Raw genomic sequence first — 15,706 nt, forward strand, 5'->3', positions numbered from 1 at the left:
GTCCCTTCAATGCCTTGAGACCGACGATTAGTGACATCTCACCATGGACTCTCCAGTCTATTGCTGCCGAAAGCCTAATGCTGGATTAGTGCACTGTATACAATAATGACTAATATGCTGAGGATAATATGAGAAGATTGGACGCAGACTTTCGGGCTGTATCTCCAGTAATTGGCCTTGTTCTTCTCATTGGGCTCGTAGCAATTGGATCGGCTACTCTCTTGGTCGTTGGTATGGGGGCGATAACCGATGCAGAGCAGTATGCTGAAAACGAGCGCGTAGAACAGAGTTTCGTTGAACTCAAAAAGACGATCGGTCTCTCATCGCCCGAGTCAGATGCGACACAGTCGACTAATTTAGACGTGGGCGAGAGTGGCGCAATCATCAAACAGGACACGGGTACGATCTCTGTTACCTACGATGAAGCCGAAGGGAGTTTGCTCGAAGAGGAGATTACGTTCGGGACGCTTGAATACGAAGGGAATGATGGGTCAAAGATCGCCTATGAGGCCGGTGCAGTGTTCCGAGAGACTGGTGATGAAACTCGAGTAGTGTCGGGCCCGGACGTTCACTACAATGAAGATACCAACACGCTCAACTTCCCAATATTGGAGATCGTAGGAGAAGAGGAGTTGAGCTCCGGGGATCTACGGGTTGATCTAGAGGATTCCGAAGGGATTAGTGAGGTTGTCGAAGACAAGACGGTCATAATCACGATTGAAAGCGAATACTGGCGTGGTTGGGAACAATACTTCGTAAACCAGGTCGGGGAACGAGGTGTTATCGCAGAATCAGAGCAGGGGACTGATAAGGGGACGGTCGAAGTGAATCTCGGCCGGATAAACGTTCCCACCCCCTTCGAGAACGCAGTTCATGCCGGCGAAGATATCCAGTTAGACGGTAATGCTGAAATCAAGGGAGACCAAGTTATCGACGATTCTTTGGATTCGATTGATGACGTGATTGAAGATCACATCGACCTTGCAACAGACGAGGAAACTGATTACGAAGACGAAGAGCGAATGACTGGCGGTGAGTATGGCGCTGGAGAGTACTACGCCGAGGAAGTGATTCTTGAAGACGATCTCGTCTTCGATCTTTCAGATGGTGACGTCACACTCGTTGTAGAAAACGATATCCACGTTACTACGGATAACGAGTTTCGCGTAGAAAATTGGGGAGAGAACGAACTTCAAATCTATCTTGGAGGCGATCTCGAGATAAACGAACAAATGTGCCTCGATAATGATGTTTGCGAAGGTGCGTTCAATGACCGTACGCCGTCTGGTGACTCCCTCCATTCCAGTGAATTAGATCCCGAACGGTTACAGGTCTACGGCACTTCGGACTTTCAGCTAACGATGACCGGTGGCACGTACTTTGAGGGCATTATGTATGCACCCAAAGGGGAGGATGGCACTTCTGCGGCAGAGTTCCCAGGAAACGCCTATATCGATGGTTCACTTGTGCTCGGTTACGTTAGAGCTTCGGGTACACCAACTGTGGACCATACAGATTCTCTCAAGTGGTTTGACCCGGTGGTTGGTGAGGCGACTCAGCCGCCGGAACTCACGTATCTAAACTTGGTCTACCACGAAATGGAAGTCAACCGCAACTGAGGGTTTAACGAGCTATATTTCAATATTCTCGAGATCAGCAGCCTCGAGCTTGCCCTCCAAATACGCACGCCCATCGTCGGTGATCTCGTAGTATCCTTCCTCGACGCGCTCTAGCAGCCCCGCTTCACTCAACTTCCGAACCCGCTTGTTCACGTAGTTTCGCGTATAGCCGATGTTGATCGCGATCACAGCTGGAGAGAGAATCAAACCGCTCGAGGCCAGCGTCTCGAGAATTCTGTCGTCACCCTGTGTCATCCACGAGACGCGCGGCCGTCGCATTGAGACAGAGACTCCCACAGACGGTGATAGTCCCTCCGAAAAGTCCATCTAAATACACAAACGGGTGTCTGTAGTCACACGAACGATGGAATAGTATAAGTGACAGGGATTTCTACAGTGGATCAACGGAAGCACACGGGAACATGACGCTCTCGAGTTCCTGAAAATCGTGGGCCGGTGGTACCAGCACCGACCCGCGAAACGCTCCCGTAAACACGGTACGGAAGCATGATTCACAACACGCATTCGGGCTATAAAGCCCTCGCTCGACGACGTACAGCTGCGGCGACTACTTTCACCACGACTGCTCGGGGTATGTTCGCCGCTATTGCCAGCCGTGACTGTCTCGAAAGGAAGTCTGTCATCGGCGGCATCACTTTCACTTACACCGTGCTGCTATGGCGTTCGTTTATACCATCATGGGCAAAACAGCCTGCAACGCCGATGGTCCGTTGCGGGTGCCAGCCTTGGAACTCTCGCACCCGCGGACCGCGGCTCCCCACAGTGAGAGCCATGTTCGACTATACACTCAGCCGACGTAAAATCACCTACCGACCTGAAAGTAACCCGCTCGGGGTGGGCCGATGAGCCGCGATCTCGAACGCCTCGAGCCGTCCGACGCGCTTGACCTCTACCTGGAGTCTCGAGACGATGCCTCAGAGAAAACGCTTGATGGCCAGTACTACCGGCTCCGCGCGTTCGTCGCGTGGTGTGACGAGGAGGGTATTACCAACCTGAACACCCTCTCTGGCCGTGATCTGTACGCCTATCGGGTGTGGCGGCGGGAAGGCGGCTACTCGGGCGAAGAACTGAAAACGATCACCCTCCGGGGTGATCTAGCGACGCTGCGGGCGTTCCTCCGGTTCTGCGGTGATATTGATGGTGTGAATGAAGAACTGTACGACCAGATCCCGCTCCCGCGACTCAACGGAAGCGGGGAGGTGAGTGACAGTACGCTCGATCCGGACCGCGCCGTCGAGATCGTCGACTGGCTGGACCGGTACGAGTACGCGAGCCGACGGCACGTTATCGTTCTTCTGTTGTGGCACACCGGGTGTAGAGTCGGCGAGCTGCGCGCACTCGACGTCGGCGATGTTGACCTGGAGGGGGATCGACCACGAGCAGATGGGCCGGCGATCCACTTCGTCCACCGCCCGGAAAGCGATACGCCGTTAAAAAATAGAGAAAAGGGAGAGCGGTGGAACGCGATCGGGCCGCACGTTGCCCAGGTGCTCGAGGACTACCTGAGCGAGGATGGACCACGCGTAAACGTGACCGATGACTACGGACGCGCACCGCTCGTAACGACCAAACACGGACGGGTTTCCATTTCGGCCTGTCGGGATACGCTCTACCGCGTCACGCGCCCGTGCTGGCGGGGGAAAGCGTGCCCGCACGACCGCGACCCTGCGACCTGCGAGGCGACCCACTACGCAAAGATGAGTACGTGTCCGTCATCTCGCTCCCCTCACGACGTCCGGAGCGGTCGCGTTACGGCGCACCGACTGGCGGACGAAGACCGGGCGCTCGTCTCTGATCGAATGAACGCGAGCGAGGAGATTCTGGACAAGCACTACGACCGTCGTTCGGAACGACAGAAGGCCGAGCAGCGCCGGAGGTTCATCGAACTATGATGCCGCCACAGTTGGCCGAGAAACGGCCTCAACCGGCGGATACCTCACGACGGGGAGGGCGGACTTTTGCTGCGAACAACGTGAGCAGTCAAAAAGCCACACCGACGCGATTTGAGCATGTGAGTCGCAGCCCCGGAACGGCGCTTCGCGCCGCATGCCCGGACCGTCTGACACCTGTTCAAATCGGGGAGGGAGGACTGCTTTTCCGCAAACCGCTCCGCGGGCGGAAAGCACGTCTCCCGGGTCGATTGAGGAGACACAGCCGCACAGCGTAGCGATCAGGACCGCTGCGCCAGCGAACGAATACGTCCGTCTTACAGGGTGTCGCCCACAGGGTAACCACCCCAAAAACATATGCTCACCTGCTGAGTCGTCCGGGGTATGAGCCAGGGGTTGTTCGTCCTCGCGTGTCTGACCTGGGTGGGACTCGGGCTGGCGTTCGTCCGCTGACCGCAGACGATGTTCCGCGTGCGCCACTTCCCGTTCACCCCCGAGGGGGACGGGCTCACCGAGAGTGGGGAGTCGTCGTACAGGTTGACCGGCTGGTTCATCGCCGGCGTCGGGGTCGTATTACTGCTGATCGGTCTCACCTGGTAACTAGTCCGGCGACGTCGCCGGTCGGGACAGCTCTCGAGCGAAGAGTTCGGTCGTGATCTTGGCCGTCCCGAGGATGACGGGGCCGATGAACAGCCCGATGGCGCCGAACATCGCGACACCGCCGAAGATGCCGACGACGATCACGGCCGCGCTGAGCGCGCTGCTCTTTCCGATGATAGCCGGTCGGAGGTACATGTCCGAGGCGCTGACGAGCGAGCCGTAGCCGACCAGCAACAGGGCGGCCACCGGTCGGCCGACGGCGACGAGGTAGATCGAGACCGGCACCCAGATCCCGAACGCGCCGATCAGCGGGAGCAACGCGAGCACGAACGCCGCCACCGTGAGGAAGACGGCACCCGGCACGCCGAGCAACCAGAGACCGATCCCGAGCGAGATCGCCTGGATAGCCGAGACGACCACGTTCCCGACGACGGACGCCCACATGAGGTTGTCGAGTTCGGCGAACAGTTCGTCTCTCGCGTCGTCGCCGATGGGGATCACGGTCTGGAGCCAGGCGACCAGACGGTCGCCGTCGCGAAGCAGCCCGAAGAGGACGAACATCGTCACCGTGAGGCCGAACGCGACCGCGGGAATGCCGCCGACGATCTCGATCGTCCCGGTGACCAGTCCGTGAAGCCCGTCGTCGATTCGCGCCTGGTTGGCCTCGTAGGTCGCGATCACGTCGCCGAGGTCGAACTGGTACCCGAACGCCTCGAGTTGCCGTTGCACCGCGTTCGGGTCCATCCCTTGCTGTTGAAGTGTCGCCAGCAGCTCCGACGCCTGCTGGATCGCGACGATGGCGACGTAGATAACGGGAAGGATCAGGACGAGGAGCGAGCCGCTGATGAGTGCCAACGCCGACGCCGTCGGGCTCACTACCCGCTCGAGAGCGGTCTGAAGGGGTGCGAGCACGTACGCGAGAACCACGGCGAGCAGAACGTACTGGAGGTACGGGAGGACGAGCAACAGCGCGAGAACGCCGCTCGCCAGCGCGAGGATTCCGAGTGCGGATCGTTCGGTGAGCCCCTGAGTTCTTCCGGCCATCGAACACCGGTATCACGCCCTCCGCAAAGAGCGTATACAGTTGACCCGGAGGACGACTGTCGTGTCAGCCCCTCGAACGACGCGCACCGACCGGGAACTCACACGCGCGGTGTTATATCGACTACCGGACGGCGGCGTGGGTGAACACCCGAGTCGGCGGCGTGAGTCGTTCAGTCGCCAGTGATCGCCGCTCGCCGTCGAGGGGGTCGACGTTATCGCTGCCTGTATTATCAGTCACCACCGTTAAGCGCTCGAGCCGGTTACGTGTGCTATGGTGACTCGTGGCGACCAGCACCCGGGCGATCCGTCCGAAAACGACGACGCCCGCGGCGTCGATCGGCTGTTCGCCAGCCTCGCCGATTCGCGCCGGCGACACGTTCTCTACCACCTCGCCGACGACGAGCGCGTTTCGCTCACCTCGCTCGCACGCCGACTCGTCGCGCGGGAGGACGGCTGTGGCACGGACGAGGTCTCGAGCGAGAAGGCGGCTCGCGTAGAGACGGATCTGCGACACGCACACCTCCCGTACCTGCACAAGGCCGGCCTCATCGCGTACGACGAGGAGTCCGACGTCGTCGCACTCGAACGTCTGCCCCCGCCCGTCGAATCGGTGCTCGCCAACTGTAGAGCGGAGGAGCGCTCGAGCGACGGGTCGTGATCCCTTCGAGTCAGACGCCTATCGTAGTCGTTGAAAGTCAGTGTACTCCCGGTCGCGATTTTGCGGCCAGCGGGTACGCGCTGGCCGCTTCCGTGTGACCTGTGAGTAACTCGTTTCAACGACTACTATACCGAACGGGACCGGCGTACCACCCGTCGTCCGGGGCGAAACAGTCCAGTACGCGCGAACGTCCCCGGTGTCTTCAAAGGGCCCTCCGTTGTATCTTCGCCGATGGCTGAACTCACAATGCCAGCGGATATCGACAACGAGGAAGCAGCAGAGCGTGTCCGCCAGTTCGCCTCGGTCGGCGACGAGGTCGAACTCTACCAGGAAGTGATGAACCTCGAGTCGGAGAACCGCCTGCGGGGGACGCTGGTCGACATCAGTCCCGAACACGTGACGATCGAGACGGACGACGAGACGAACGAGCGGCTTCGGCCCACCGAGATCGACCGGATGATGCTGGTCAGCGACGAGTAAACGCTCGCTCGAGGATAGCGACGGCACGTCCGCGCCCGAGCCGGTCGAAACCGACCGTGCTGTCGCCGGCCAACGCCTTTTACCCGCGGCCGTTGGAGCCCGACGTATGAGCGACGAGCCCGACCGCGACCGCGCACAGGACCGCATCGAGCAGCGCAAATCGGCGCGCGCCGCGCAGGCGGAGTCGATCCTCGAGGACGTCGAACGCCACCTCGGGAACCACGAGTATCCGATCTCGAGCGAGGAGCTCGCCACCGAGTACGCAAACGAGCCGATCGACCTCCCGAACGAGACGGAGTCGCTCGGCAGCGTCTTCGACCGGCTGGCCGGCGAGGAGTTCGACTCGCCCGAAGCAGCCCGCGAGGCGGTGTACGGCGAGATAACGGGCGAAGCCGGCGGTCACAACGAGGCCAATCCGGAGCGCGATCTCGAGGCGCTCGACGAGGAGTCACAGGGATCGCCGAGCGAGCGCGGCGGCGACGCCCTCTGATCAGCGTCACGGGGCCGGATTACGATAGCAGAACGGATTTACGTCAGCGCCCTCTGGTTTCGGGTATGGATTACGAGTCGAGTCTCGACCGGGCGATGGAGAACGTCCCGGACATCGGCGGCAACGAACAGCGACTGCAGATTCCGGACCCGCAGGCCCAGAAGGACGGCGCGTTCACCCGATTTACGAACCTCGGGGAGATCGCGGACGTCCTCTCCCGCGAGGACGAACACGTCCACCGGTTCATCCAGCGTGAGATGGGAACCAGCGGGAAACTCGAGTCCGGCCGCGGCCGGTACAACGGCAGCTTCTCGAGCCAGGACTTCTCGGCCGTCATCGACGCCTACGTCGAGGAGTACGTCCGCTGTTCGGAGTGTGGGCTTCCCGACACCCGCCTCGTCCGCGAGGACCGCACCCCGATGCTGCGCTGTGACGCCTGCGGGGCGTTCCGGCCGGTCACCAAGCGCTCCTCGAGCGGCCAGCAACAACAGCAGCGCGAGGCCGTCGAGGAGGGCCAGACGTACACCGTCGAGATCACCGGAACGGGCCGGAAGGGCGACGGCGTCGCCGAGAAGGGCAAGTACACCATCTTCGTCCCCGGTGCGAACAAGGGCGACGTCGTCGAGATCTACATCGAGAACATCTCGGGCAACCTCGCGTTCGCTCGACTCGCCTGAGGAGAAGCCCGCCCCGCCTGCCGGCTGAGGAGAACTGAAGGGGGAGCCTCCCGTCGGTAGGCGTATGTCTGAAGAAACCGTCCACAAGGGACTCGATGGCGTCGTCGTCGACGAGACGCGACTCAGTACGATCGACGGCGAACGAGGTGAACTCACCATCGGCGGGTTCCCCCTCGCTGAACTCGCCGAGAACGCCCGCTTCGAGGAGACGCTGTTTCTGCTGTACGAGGACCGGCTCCCGACGAGCGACGAGCTCGAGGCGTTTTCCGACGACCTCCGCGAGCGCCGCGCGCTGGCTCCTACCACGCGCGACGTGGTCGTCGCCGCCGGCGAAAACCGCCAGCCCGCGATGGACGCGCTCCGGATGGGGATCGCGAGCGCGAGCCTCGCCCGCGACGGCGACGAGGACCCCGAGGCGGACGCCCGACTCGCGGTCGCACAACTGCCGACGATCGTGGCGACCTACTGGCGGGCCCGACAGGGAGAGGAGCCGCTCGAGCCGCGTGACGACCTGAGCCACGCCGGCAACTACCTCTTCATGCTCACCGGCGAGGAGCCGACCGGGGCCGACGTTCGCGGCCTCGAGACGTACCTGAACACCGTGATCGACCACGGGTTCAACGCCTCGACCTTTACTTCGAGAGCGATCGCCTCGACGGAGTCAGACGTGATCTCGGCGGTCACGGGCGGCGTCGGCGCGCTCAAGGGACCGCTCCACGGCGGCGCGCCGGGACCGGTCCTCGACATGCTCGAGGAGACACATGAGGCGGACGATATCGAGGCCGTCCTCGCCGCAAAGCTCGATTCGGGCGAGCGGCTGATGGGCTTCGGCCACCGCGTCTACCGCGTGCGCGACCCGCGAGCGGCGGTGCTCTCGAGCGCCGCGGAGACGTTCTACCGTGCTGAGGACGGTGGCGACGAATCGTTCTTCGAGTCCGCCCGCGAAACCGAGGAGACCGCCCAGGAGCTGCTGGCTGAACGCAAACCCGACCTCTCGCTCGCGGCCAACGTCGAGTTCTACACCGCCGTCCTGCTCAACGGCGTCGGCATCCCGCGGGACCTCTTCAGCGCGACGTTCGCCGTCTCCCGGGTCGGCGGCTGGACGGCCCACTGTCTCGAGCAGCTCTCGGACAACCGGATCGTCCGGCCGCGCTCGCGCTACGTCGGCGAGCGTGGGAGAGAATGGACGCCGCTCGAGGAGCGCTAGACAACCCCGACCACGGCGAGACGGTCGTGGCGTTCCGAGTTGCCGGGCCGTCGGTGCTGGTCGGGTCGGCCTTCAGTGCTGGTCGGGCCGTGCGTCGATAGCCGTGAGGATCCCGAACAGTCGCGTGACCGTCGCCCGAACGTCGAGCCCGGCCCGCCTGACGAGTGCGACCGGTTCCTGATTCAACCGGCACGCGTGTTTCTCGAAGTGCGCGCCGGCACGCAAGTCCTGCACGCGCGCTATCGCGCCCACGTCGCTTCGACCGTGCTCGAGGAGCAGGATCCGTCCGTTCGGCTTGCACACCCGTTCCATCTCCTGCAGCGCCGCGATCGGATCGGGGAACGTACAGGTCGAAAGTGACGAAATGACGGTGTCGAAGCTATCGTCGGGAAACTCGAGCGCCTGGGCGTCCATGTTCCAGAACGTGGCACCGGGGTCTATCGGCTGGATCCGGTCGCGCGCCTTCGACAGCATTTCCGGGCTGGCGTCGATGCCGACGTACTCGACCGACTCGGGAAGATACCGACGGTTCGTCCCCATACCGCAGGCGACGTCCAGTACGCGACCCCTGGCCGTCCCGAAGAGTCGACGCCGATACCGCCCCATCAGAAGTCGATCCATCCAGTGCATCCGGTCCATCAGGTCGGCCTGCTCGGCGTACACGTCACGGATTTCCTCGAGCGTCATCGATCGATCGGGCGTCCGCTCGAGCGTGTCGGCGGTCGAGTGGTCGTTCGTGTGCATACCTGTTTCAAGGAGAGAGACGCGGAGAACAGTTGTGCCTGCTAAATAGGGAGCGGTTAGTTCGCCGTGTAGACGGCAGCGTCTCTCAACAACGGTGTCTCCTCGACCGCAGCGTCCCGGATCGGGGCGCGTGTGACGTCGCGGTCGAAGGGTCCGGCCACGGTCGAAGTGCGTCGGGGAGTTCGACCGGAAGCGGACCCCGCCCGAGGAGCGGATGGAAGACGCCGGAGCCGAAGCGGTACCGAGGCCCGTCAGTCGTCGGTGGCAACGGACGACCGCGTCGCGTCGTCTGACGGGCCGCCGGCCGCGTGGTCGCGGCCGAGCGAAGGGCCGACGAGGACGATCGCGATCAGGGCGGCCGCACAGAGGACGGCGATCAGCACGGCTTCCCCGCGAAGCAGCCACGCGGTGCTGAGATCGGCGGGGAACGGGACGTACGAGTTGGCGGCGTTGAACCCGCCGTGAAACGCCACGAGCAGGGGGACACTGCCGCCGCTTCCGTTGTACGCCCAGGTGAACAGCACCGACGTGGCAACCGCGAAGACGACGTACACCGAGAACAGCCCCGAGCCGATGCGCGCGAACCCGAGAGCGAACAGTGGATAGTGCCAGACCGCCCAGAGCAGGCCGATCCCGACGCTCGCGGCGAGCGGTCCGACCCGCGCCTGCAGGTGCGGGAGCGCGTAGCCGCGCCAGCCGAGTTCCTCCTGGCCGCCGCCGATCAACGACGTCATCACCAGCAGGACCGGGTACGTCCACAGCGGCATGAGGTACGACGTGTCGACCCGGCCCCCGATCGCGACGTAGCCACCGACGGTCGCCACGATCAACAGCGGCGGGCCGAGAAACACGAGGGCGTACCACCGCGCGTCGACTCGCCAGCGTAGCAGTCGGTCGCGGAGTTCGTCGCGGTCACCGGCTGCCGTCGCGACGAGCACGGCGGCGACCGGGGGACCGAACGCCCCGATGCTCATCGTCACCATCGATAGCCCGCCGGCCCACCGGTCGACACCGATCCACCAGATCCAGGAGAGGCCCAGGGCGAGGACGGTAAAGCCGAGGAGGCGGCTCGCACGAGTCAGTTCGTCTGGCGCGGGTTCGGTGCCGTCGATCAGTCGCGTCGTCATGGGAGTGTGTCGCACGAGGGGGCTATTAGTTCGATCCAGCATCGTCGTACAGTAGAAACACTAACATCTCCGGCGAGAGGCCGAAGCTCGCGGCTGGATGCCCCGAGTTCAGGGAATCCTCGGAACCCCCGAACAGATTTGCTCACCGCGCCGGTAGCACTCGTATGGGGGGAAAAGAGCCCACGCTCGAGGAAACGGTCGGGGACGCCTTCGATCTACTGTCCGACGAGACGCGGTTGCGCATCCTCGAGGCGCTGACCGAGCGACTTCGGGCGCAACCGGGGGAGCCGGCGCTCGGCTTCTCCGATCTCCGACGGGCGGTCGGCCGCCGCGACTCGGGAAACTTCAACTACCACCTCCAGCAGCTCGTGGGGCGGTACGTCGTCGAGACGGACGGGGGGTACCGCCTCTCAGCGAGCGGGCTGAACGTCGTCACCGCGATTATCGCGGGAACGTACGACCGGGCAGACGAACCCCTCGCCGGCGAGGTCGACGACCCGTGTCCGCTCTGTGGCGAGACCCTCTCGGCGAGCTACGAGGACAGTCTGCTCGAGGTCTCCTGTCCCAACGACCACTGGTTCAGGAACCTCCTGCCTCGGGGGGCGGTCGCCGACCGGCAGCTCTCCGCCGTGGTTCGACTGATGACGCTGCGGACCCGACGCGACCTCGAGCTGTCCCAGGAGGGGGTGTGTCCGTGGTGTTACGGGTCGCTAACCTGGGCGCTCGAGGCGGCGGACGTCCGAGGGGAAACCGAAGTCAGGACGCGCTGCGGACGGTGTGGTGCGTTCGTGGAGATCCCGTTCGGAACGGTGTGTCTCCACCATCCGGCCGTCGTCTCGTTCTATCACGACCACGCTATCGACGTGCGAACGGAGCCGTACTGGTCGCCCGTGTTCTGGGACCCGATCGAGGTGGTCGTCGAGTGCGACGACCCCCTCAGAATCGGGATCAGCCACCGCCAGGGCGACGACGAACTCGAGCTGGTCGTCGACGGGGCGCTCTCGGTGGTCACGATCGAACGGAACGCCGGCGGCGAGGGTACGGGGTGAGCGCGTGACGGCGGGTTCCGCCTTCTGAACCCTTTTTGATCCGCCCGAACGAGGGTGTGGTATGGCAACACGACTTCCAGAGAGCGAGTTCGACGACCGCCTCGAGACCGTCCGCGACCGGATCGCCGAAGCCGGCACCGACGCTGGCGTCTGGTTCGGCGCGACGAGCATCGAGTACCTGACCGGCTTCGACCACATCCAGACCGAGCGGCCGGTCGCGCTGGTCGTGACGGAGGATCGGATCGAGATCACCGTGCCGCGACTCGAGGTCGAGCGCGTCGAGACCAACCCGCGGATCGACGCGGTTCACCACTACGCCGATTACCCCGGCGGCCGCCCGATCGCCGTCGCGGCGGAGATGCTCGAGGGCCTGGGCGTCGAATCGGTCGCTGCGGACAAAGACGGTGCGCCGGGTACCATGGGCTACCAGGGACCGTCGCTGTCGGCGGTCGCCGACGTTTCGGTCGACACCCAGAAGTGGGTTCCCAGGATGCGCTGGGAGAAGACCGACGCCGAAATCGACCTGATCCGCGAGTCCGCGACGTGGGCGAACCTCGGCCACCGCTACCTCGCAGAGTACACAGAACCCGGTGAACACCCCGCCACCGCGAGCCAGCGCGCGACGACCGACGCCTCGCGGGCGATGCTCGACGCTCTCGGCGACCGGTACGTCGCCCGCACGCGGGGGAGTGGCCCGGTGTACGCCGGCTACATCACCGGCGAGCAAACCAAACTCCCCCACGGCCACACCGCGAACCGCCGGCTCGAGGAGGGTGACGTCCTCGTCACCGGCGCCTCGGCGAACGTCGACGGCTACCACTCCGAACTCGAGCGGACGATGTTCCTCGGCGACCCGACGGACGAACAGGAACACTACTTCGAGCTCATGCTCGAGGCCCAGACGATCGCCATCGAGGAGCTCGGACCGGGCGTCCCGATTTCGGCGGTCGACGACGCGGTCACCGAGTACTTCGAGGAGCAGGGCGTCACCGACCTCGCCCAGCACCACGTCGGTCACAACATCGGGATGGACGGCCACGAGCCGCCGTACATCGACCGCGGCTGGGGCGAACACTGCGAGAGCGAACACACGAGCTACGGTGAGGAGGACGCGGTGATGCGGCCGGGCAACGTCTGGACCATCGAACCCGGCATCTACACAGACACGTACGGCTACCGCCACTCGGATACGATCGCGATCACGGAGGACGGAATCGAGTGGCTCACCTACTACCCGCGCGACCTCGAAAGAAACATCATTCCGGTGGAGTAGCGCTTCGGACGGTCACTCGGCGTCTCCCGTGGCGGGAGCCGCCGACTCCGCGGCCACCGGCCGTCGCGTCTCGGGCAGGCTGACGACCTTCTCGCGCCCGATGCGGTAGCGCTCGATCTCGCCGTCCTCCTCGAGTTCGGTGAGGAGTCTGCTGATCGTCGAGGCGGACCAGCCGTACTCCTCGACGAACCGGCACTGTTTCACCCGACCGCCGTGCTCGAAGAGGACCTCACTGACGTACGTTCGCGGGACGTGACCGCAGTCGAGGAGCTGTTCGCGCGTCGTTGGGTGCTCCGACGACCGCGTGACCGACCCGTTTTCGACCTCTGCGTCCCGGTCGGTGTCGTCCGACGGGGACGGCGCGGGAATCGCACCGACGACCGCTTGCAGGGCACTCCGCGCGCGTCCCCGGGTGGCGGTCGTCACGCCGGCAGCGCTCTGTGCTCCCACGGTCAGCGCCAGCGCGGCGGCGCCGGCGGCGAGGAGCGTCGTTCGTCTGAGCGTTCGTTTCGCGTCGGCGACTGGAGGGAGGGGTCGGCGACTCATGGCCGAACGCTCGAGTGGGGACATAAAAGGGCTGTTCACAAATCCGTCCAAACGTCGGATCGGGTTCGCTCGAGTCGTGTGAGACACGCGTGTACGGATCCCCCGAAACCGAGTCCAGAAGGGGACGTACCGCGCTTCTCGAGACGGATACGAAAGACAGCGGAGCCGACGCGACATCGATAGTAACAACTGAAACGGGTTACACACTGCTCGCACGCGACGCCCGAAACCGACGCGGTGCGGACGGCTTCGGGCGAGCCTGCGCGAGCAGGTGTGTACTGACGTTCAGTGGCTATTATAACTTTCCGCGGGTCCAAGGTCGACCGATGACCGACGACCCGTCCGCGATCCGCTCGTTCGCGGTGTCTCCCGAGGACGTCGTCGACGCGTTCGTCTACGGGCGGGAGAACCCCGGAACAGCGGTGTTGCGGGTCACGCCACCGTTTCACGGCCGAATGCGCGCCCGGCTTCACGTCTACCACACCGACGACCGGGAGGTGACGGGCGCGATTCACCTCGAGCCCCGGGCCCTGCTCCCCGAGGACGTCCGCGCTGCGTATCCGACCCTCGACGCCGGCGCGGCCGACGTCGACGCCGCCCGCGAGCGCCACGAGGCGGCGATCGACGACTGGCGAACCCGCGCTCGCGAGTCGGTCGTCGACCGGGTGGAACTCGACGCCGGCGACGGAAATCACGCGGTCGACGTAAAGCGACTCGGCTGAGCCCGAGCCGACTACTTTCACTTTCACCCCGGACGGGTCGCATTCACGTACTGTACAGATAATGTGAGTGTATGACCCTGATCGTCGACCGGATCGAAGAGGAGCCACTCGAGGAGCCCACGCCAGAACCGACGCGCCGACGCATCGACGTCTCCGAGATGGACGCCGCGGGCGTTCGCGAGTTCGTCCGCGACAGCGTGGGAACCGACCGCGTCTCGCTCGAGCACCGCGGTTCGCGGACGTACCTGCTGGTCGAGCAGTAAGCGCCCCGTCCGACGCGGCGGATCGGCTCGAGGGAGGTCAGCGCTGGCCCCGTCTCGGGAGTTAACTACACGCCGGTTAGCCTCGCCCTGCTCACGGGTCGTACCCTCCCCGTTCACTTCCTCGAGGATCTCGCTTCGCTCAACCCTCGCCCGCTCCGCGGTCCGCCTTCGGCTCACCGCTCCGCCTCGAGGCTTCGCTCACTTCGTTCGCTCAGCCTCGCACTCCCCGTTCGCCTTCGGGAGAACTTCGCTTCGCTCAGTTCTCCCCTGTCTCTATCGGCACGCGGATCAAGTTCCCCCACTCGGTCCAGGAGCCGTCGTAGTTGTGGACGTCCTCGTAGCCGAGCAGTTCGCTGAGGGCGAACCAAGCGATCGCCGAGCGCTCGCCCACCCGGCAGTAGGTGACGACCGTCTCGTCGCCGTCGATCCCCTCCTCCTGGTAGCGGGCCTCGAGCTCCTCCGGTGGCTTGAAGCGGCCGTCGTCTCGCAAGTTTTCGGCGACGGGGACGTTCGACGCGCCCGGAATGTGGCCGCCGCGCTGGGCCGTCTCGTCGAGCCCCTCTGGGGCGAGGATCTCCCCGGTGAACTCCGCGGGCGAGCGAACGTCGACCATCGGGAGGCCGGCCTCACGGGCCTTGTCCACGTCGTCCTTGTACGACCGGATGCTCTCGAAGGGGCCGCGGGCGGCGTACTCGACTGCGGGATACTCCGGTTCGTCCTGGGTCAACGGGTAGTCGTTGTTGACCCAGTAGTCCTTCCCGCCGTCGAGCACCCGAGCGTCCTCGTGGCCGTAGTATTTGAACTCCCAGTAGGCGAAGACCGCGAACCAGTTGGGAATGTGGCCGTTGCCGTAGAAGACCACCGTCGACTCCGCGTCGATGCCGCGGCTCCCGACCAGTTCCTCGAAGTCGTCCTTCTTGAGGATGTCCCGCTGGGTCTCGTCCGAGAGGTCCTCCGCCCAGTTGAGGCCGATCGCGCCGGGGATGTGACCCTCGTGGTACTTCGAGGGGAACTCGTCGTCCGGTGGCTCCGGGCTCTCGATCTCGACCAGCCGGTAGTCGGGGTCGTCCGACTCGAACTCCGCTAAGTGGTCTTCGACCCAGTCCGCCGTGACTAACACGTCGCTGTCGTACTCGCTCATGCGAGGGAGAGTCCGACGAGCAGGGCCAAAAGGCTAACAGCCGGGGTACGTTTGCCCCGTTTCTACGACGAGCGCGGCGTCGCCGGGGTTGGCGGCGATCGGCCGGTACAGAGCCGTGCTCCCGGTCGAGTTCGAACGAGAGTCGGACCGGCGGCT

Annotated in this window: 18 protein-coding genes; 12 read left to right on the forward strand and 6 right to left on the reverse strand. The window is 64.1% G+C overall.

Annotated features, from left to right (window positions below):
* The first annotated feature begins 128 nt into the window (after positions 1–128).
* Positions 129–1,619 (forward strand): DUF7289 family protein, encoded by a 1,491-nt coding sequence (locus tag NMQ11_RS12125; protein WP_255168502.1) that lies wholly within the window; start codon positions 129–131, stop codon positions 1,617–1,619.
* 12 nt (positions 1,620–1,631) lie between these two features.
* On the opposite strand, the gene NMQ11_RS12130 is transcribed toward NMQ11_RS12125, so the two are convergent.
* Positions 1,632–1,898, reverse strand: a complete 267-nt coding sequence (locus tag NMQ11_RS12130) for a helix-turn-helix domain-containing protein (protein ID WP_255168506.1) — start codon at positions 1,896–1,898, stop codon at positions 1,632–1,634.
* 584 nt (positions 1,899–2,482) lie between these two features.
* Between NMQ11_RS12130 and NMQ11_RS12135 the strand changes: the two genes are divergently transcribed.
* Together NMQ11_RS12135 and NMQ11_RS12140 are read left to right on the forward strand one after the other, a co-directional pair.
* Entirely contained in the window at positions 2,483–3,532 is a 1,050-nt protein-coding gene (locus NMQ11_RS12135) for a tyrosine-type recombinase/integrase (RefSeq protein WP_255168508.1), read from the forward strand.
* A 459-nt stretch (positions 3,533–3,991) separates the two neighbouring features.
* Positions 3,992–4,129, forward strand: a complete 138-nt coding sequence (locus tag NMQ11_RS12140; protein WP_255168509.1) for a hypothetical protein — start codon at positions 3,992–3,994, stop codon at positions 4,127–4,129.
* On the opposite strand, the gene NMQ11_RS12145 is transcribed toward NMQ11_RS12140, so the two are convergent.
* Complete coding sequence (locus NMQ11_RS12145) at positions 4,130–5,173, reverse strand: AI-2E family transporter (RefSeq protein WP_255168511.1); 1,044 nt, start codon at positions 5,171–5,173, stop codon at positions 4,130–4,132.
* A 271-nt stretch (positions 5,174–5,444) separates the two neighbouring features.
* On the opposite strand from NMQ11_RS12145, the gene NMQ11_RS12150 reads away from it, so the two are divergent.
* The 5 genes from NMQ11_RS12150 to NMQ11_RS12170 all read left to right on the forward strand — a co-directional run bounded on the left by NMQ11_RS12150 (position 5,445) and on the right by NMQ11_RS12170 (position 8,685).
* A complete protein-coding gene (locus tag NMQ11_RS12150) occupies positions 5,445–5,831 on the forward strand; it encodes a DUF7344 domain-containing protein (protein WP_255168513.1) in 387 nt (128 codons plus the stop codon).
* A gap of 231 nt (positions 5,832–6,062) precedes the next feature.
* Complete coding sequence (locus NMQ11_RS12155; RefSeq protein WP_255168514.1) at positions 6,063–6,311, forward strand: hypothetical protein; 249 nt, start codon at positions 6,063–6,065, stop codon at positions 6,309–6,311.
* Positions 6,312–6,417: 106 nt separating this feature from the next.
* Positions 6,418–6,801, forward strand: a complete 384-nt coding sequence (locus NMQ11_RS12160; protein ID WP_255168516.1) for a DUF5789 family protein — start codon at positions 6,418–6,420, stop codon at positions 6,799–6,801.
* 65 nt (positions 6,802–6,866) lie between these two features.
* Entirely contained in the window at positions 6,867–7,478 is a 612-nt protein-coding gene (locus NMQ11_RS12165; RefSeq protein WP_255168518.1) for a translation initiation factor IF-2 subunit beta, read from the forward strand.
* A gap of 64 nt (positions 7,479–7,542) precedes the next feature.
* Positions 7,543–8,685 (forward strand): citrate synthase/methylcitrate synthase, encoded by a 1,143-nt coding sequence (locus NMQ11_RS12170; RefSeq protein ID WP_255168520.1) that lies wholly within the window; start codon positions 7,543–7,545, stop codon positions 8,683–8,685.
* Between the two features lie 72 nt (positions 8,686–8,757).
* Here the strand turns inward: NMQ11_RS12170 and NMQ11_RS12175 are convergent, their stop codons facing one another.
* Positions 8,758–9,429: a class I SAM-dependent methyltransferase gene (locus NMQ11_RS12175; RefSeq protein ID WP_255168522.1), complete on the reverse strand. Its 672-nt coding sequence runs from the start codon at positions 9,427–9,429 to the stop codon at positions 8,758–8,760.
* 251 nt (positions 9,430–9,680) lie between these two features.
* On the reverse strand, positions 9,681–10,556 hold the full coding sequence (locus NMQ11_RS12180) for a CPBP family intramembrane glutamic endopeptidase (protein WP_255168525.1): 876 nt from the start codon (positions 10,554–10,556) through the stop codon (positions 9,681–9,683).
* A gap of 164 nt (positions 10,557–10,720) precedes the next feature.
* Between NMQ11_RS12180 and NMQ11_RS12185 the strand changes: the two genes are divergently transcribed.
* On the forward strand, positions 10,721–11,605 hold the full coding sequence (locus NMQ11_RS12185) for a winged helix-turn-helix domain-containing protein (protein ID WP_255168527.1): 885 nt from the start codon (positions 10,721–10,723) through the stop codon (positions 11,603–11,605).
* A gap of 61 nt (positions 11,606–11,666) precedes the next feature.
* Positions 11,667–12,878 (forward strand): M24 family metallopeptidase, encoded by a 1,212-nt coding sequence (locus NMQ11_RS12190; protein WP_255168529.1) that lies wholly within the window; start codon positions 11,667–11,669, stop codon positions 12,876–12,878.
* Between the two features lie 12 nt (positions 12,879–12,890).
* Here NMQ11_RS12190 and NMQ11_RS12195 read toward each other — a convergent pair whose 3' ends face one another.
* Positions 12,891–13,424, reverse strand: coding sequence for a helix-turn-helix transcriptional regulator (locus NMQ11_RS12195; protein ID WP_255168531.1), 534 nt, complete (start codon positions 13,422–13,424; stop codon positions 12,891–12,893).
* Between the two features lie 326 nt (positions 13,425–13,750).
* Between NMQ11_RS12195 and NMQ11_RS12200 the strand changes: the two genes are divergently transcribed.
* Complete coding sequence (locus NMQ11_RS12200; protein WP_255168533.1) at positions 13,751–14,146, forward strand: DUF8009 family protein; 396 nt, start codon at positions 13,751–13,753, stop codon at positions 14,144–14,146.
* Between the two features lie 71 nt (positions 14,147–14,217).
* Complete coding sequence (locus NMQ11_RS12205; RefSeq protein ID WP_255168534.1) at positions 14,218–14,409, forward strand: hypothetical protein; 192 nt, start codon at positions 14,218–14,220, stop codon at positions 14,407–14,409.
* Positions 14,410–14,665: 256 nt separating this feature from the next.
* On the opposite strand, the gene NMQ11_RS12210 is transcribed toward NMQ11_RS12205, so the two are convergent.
* On the reverse strand, positions 14,666–15,550 hold the full coding sequence (locus NMQ11_RS12210; RefSeq protein WP_255168536.1) for a sulfurtransferase: 885 nt from the start codon (positions 15,548–15,550) through the stop codon (positions 14,666–14,668).
* Between the last annotated feature and the right edge of the window lie 156 nt (positions 15,551–15,706).

This window comes from Natrononativus amylolyticus (genome assembly GCF_024362525.1).
Lineage (GTDB): Archaea > Halobacteriota > Halobacteria > Halobacteriales > Natrialbaceae > Natrononativus > Natrononativus amylolyticus.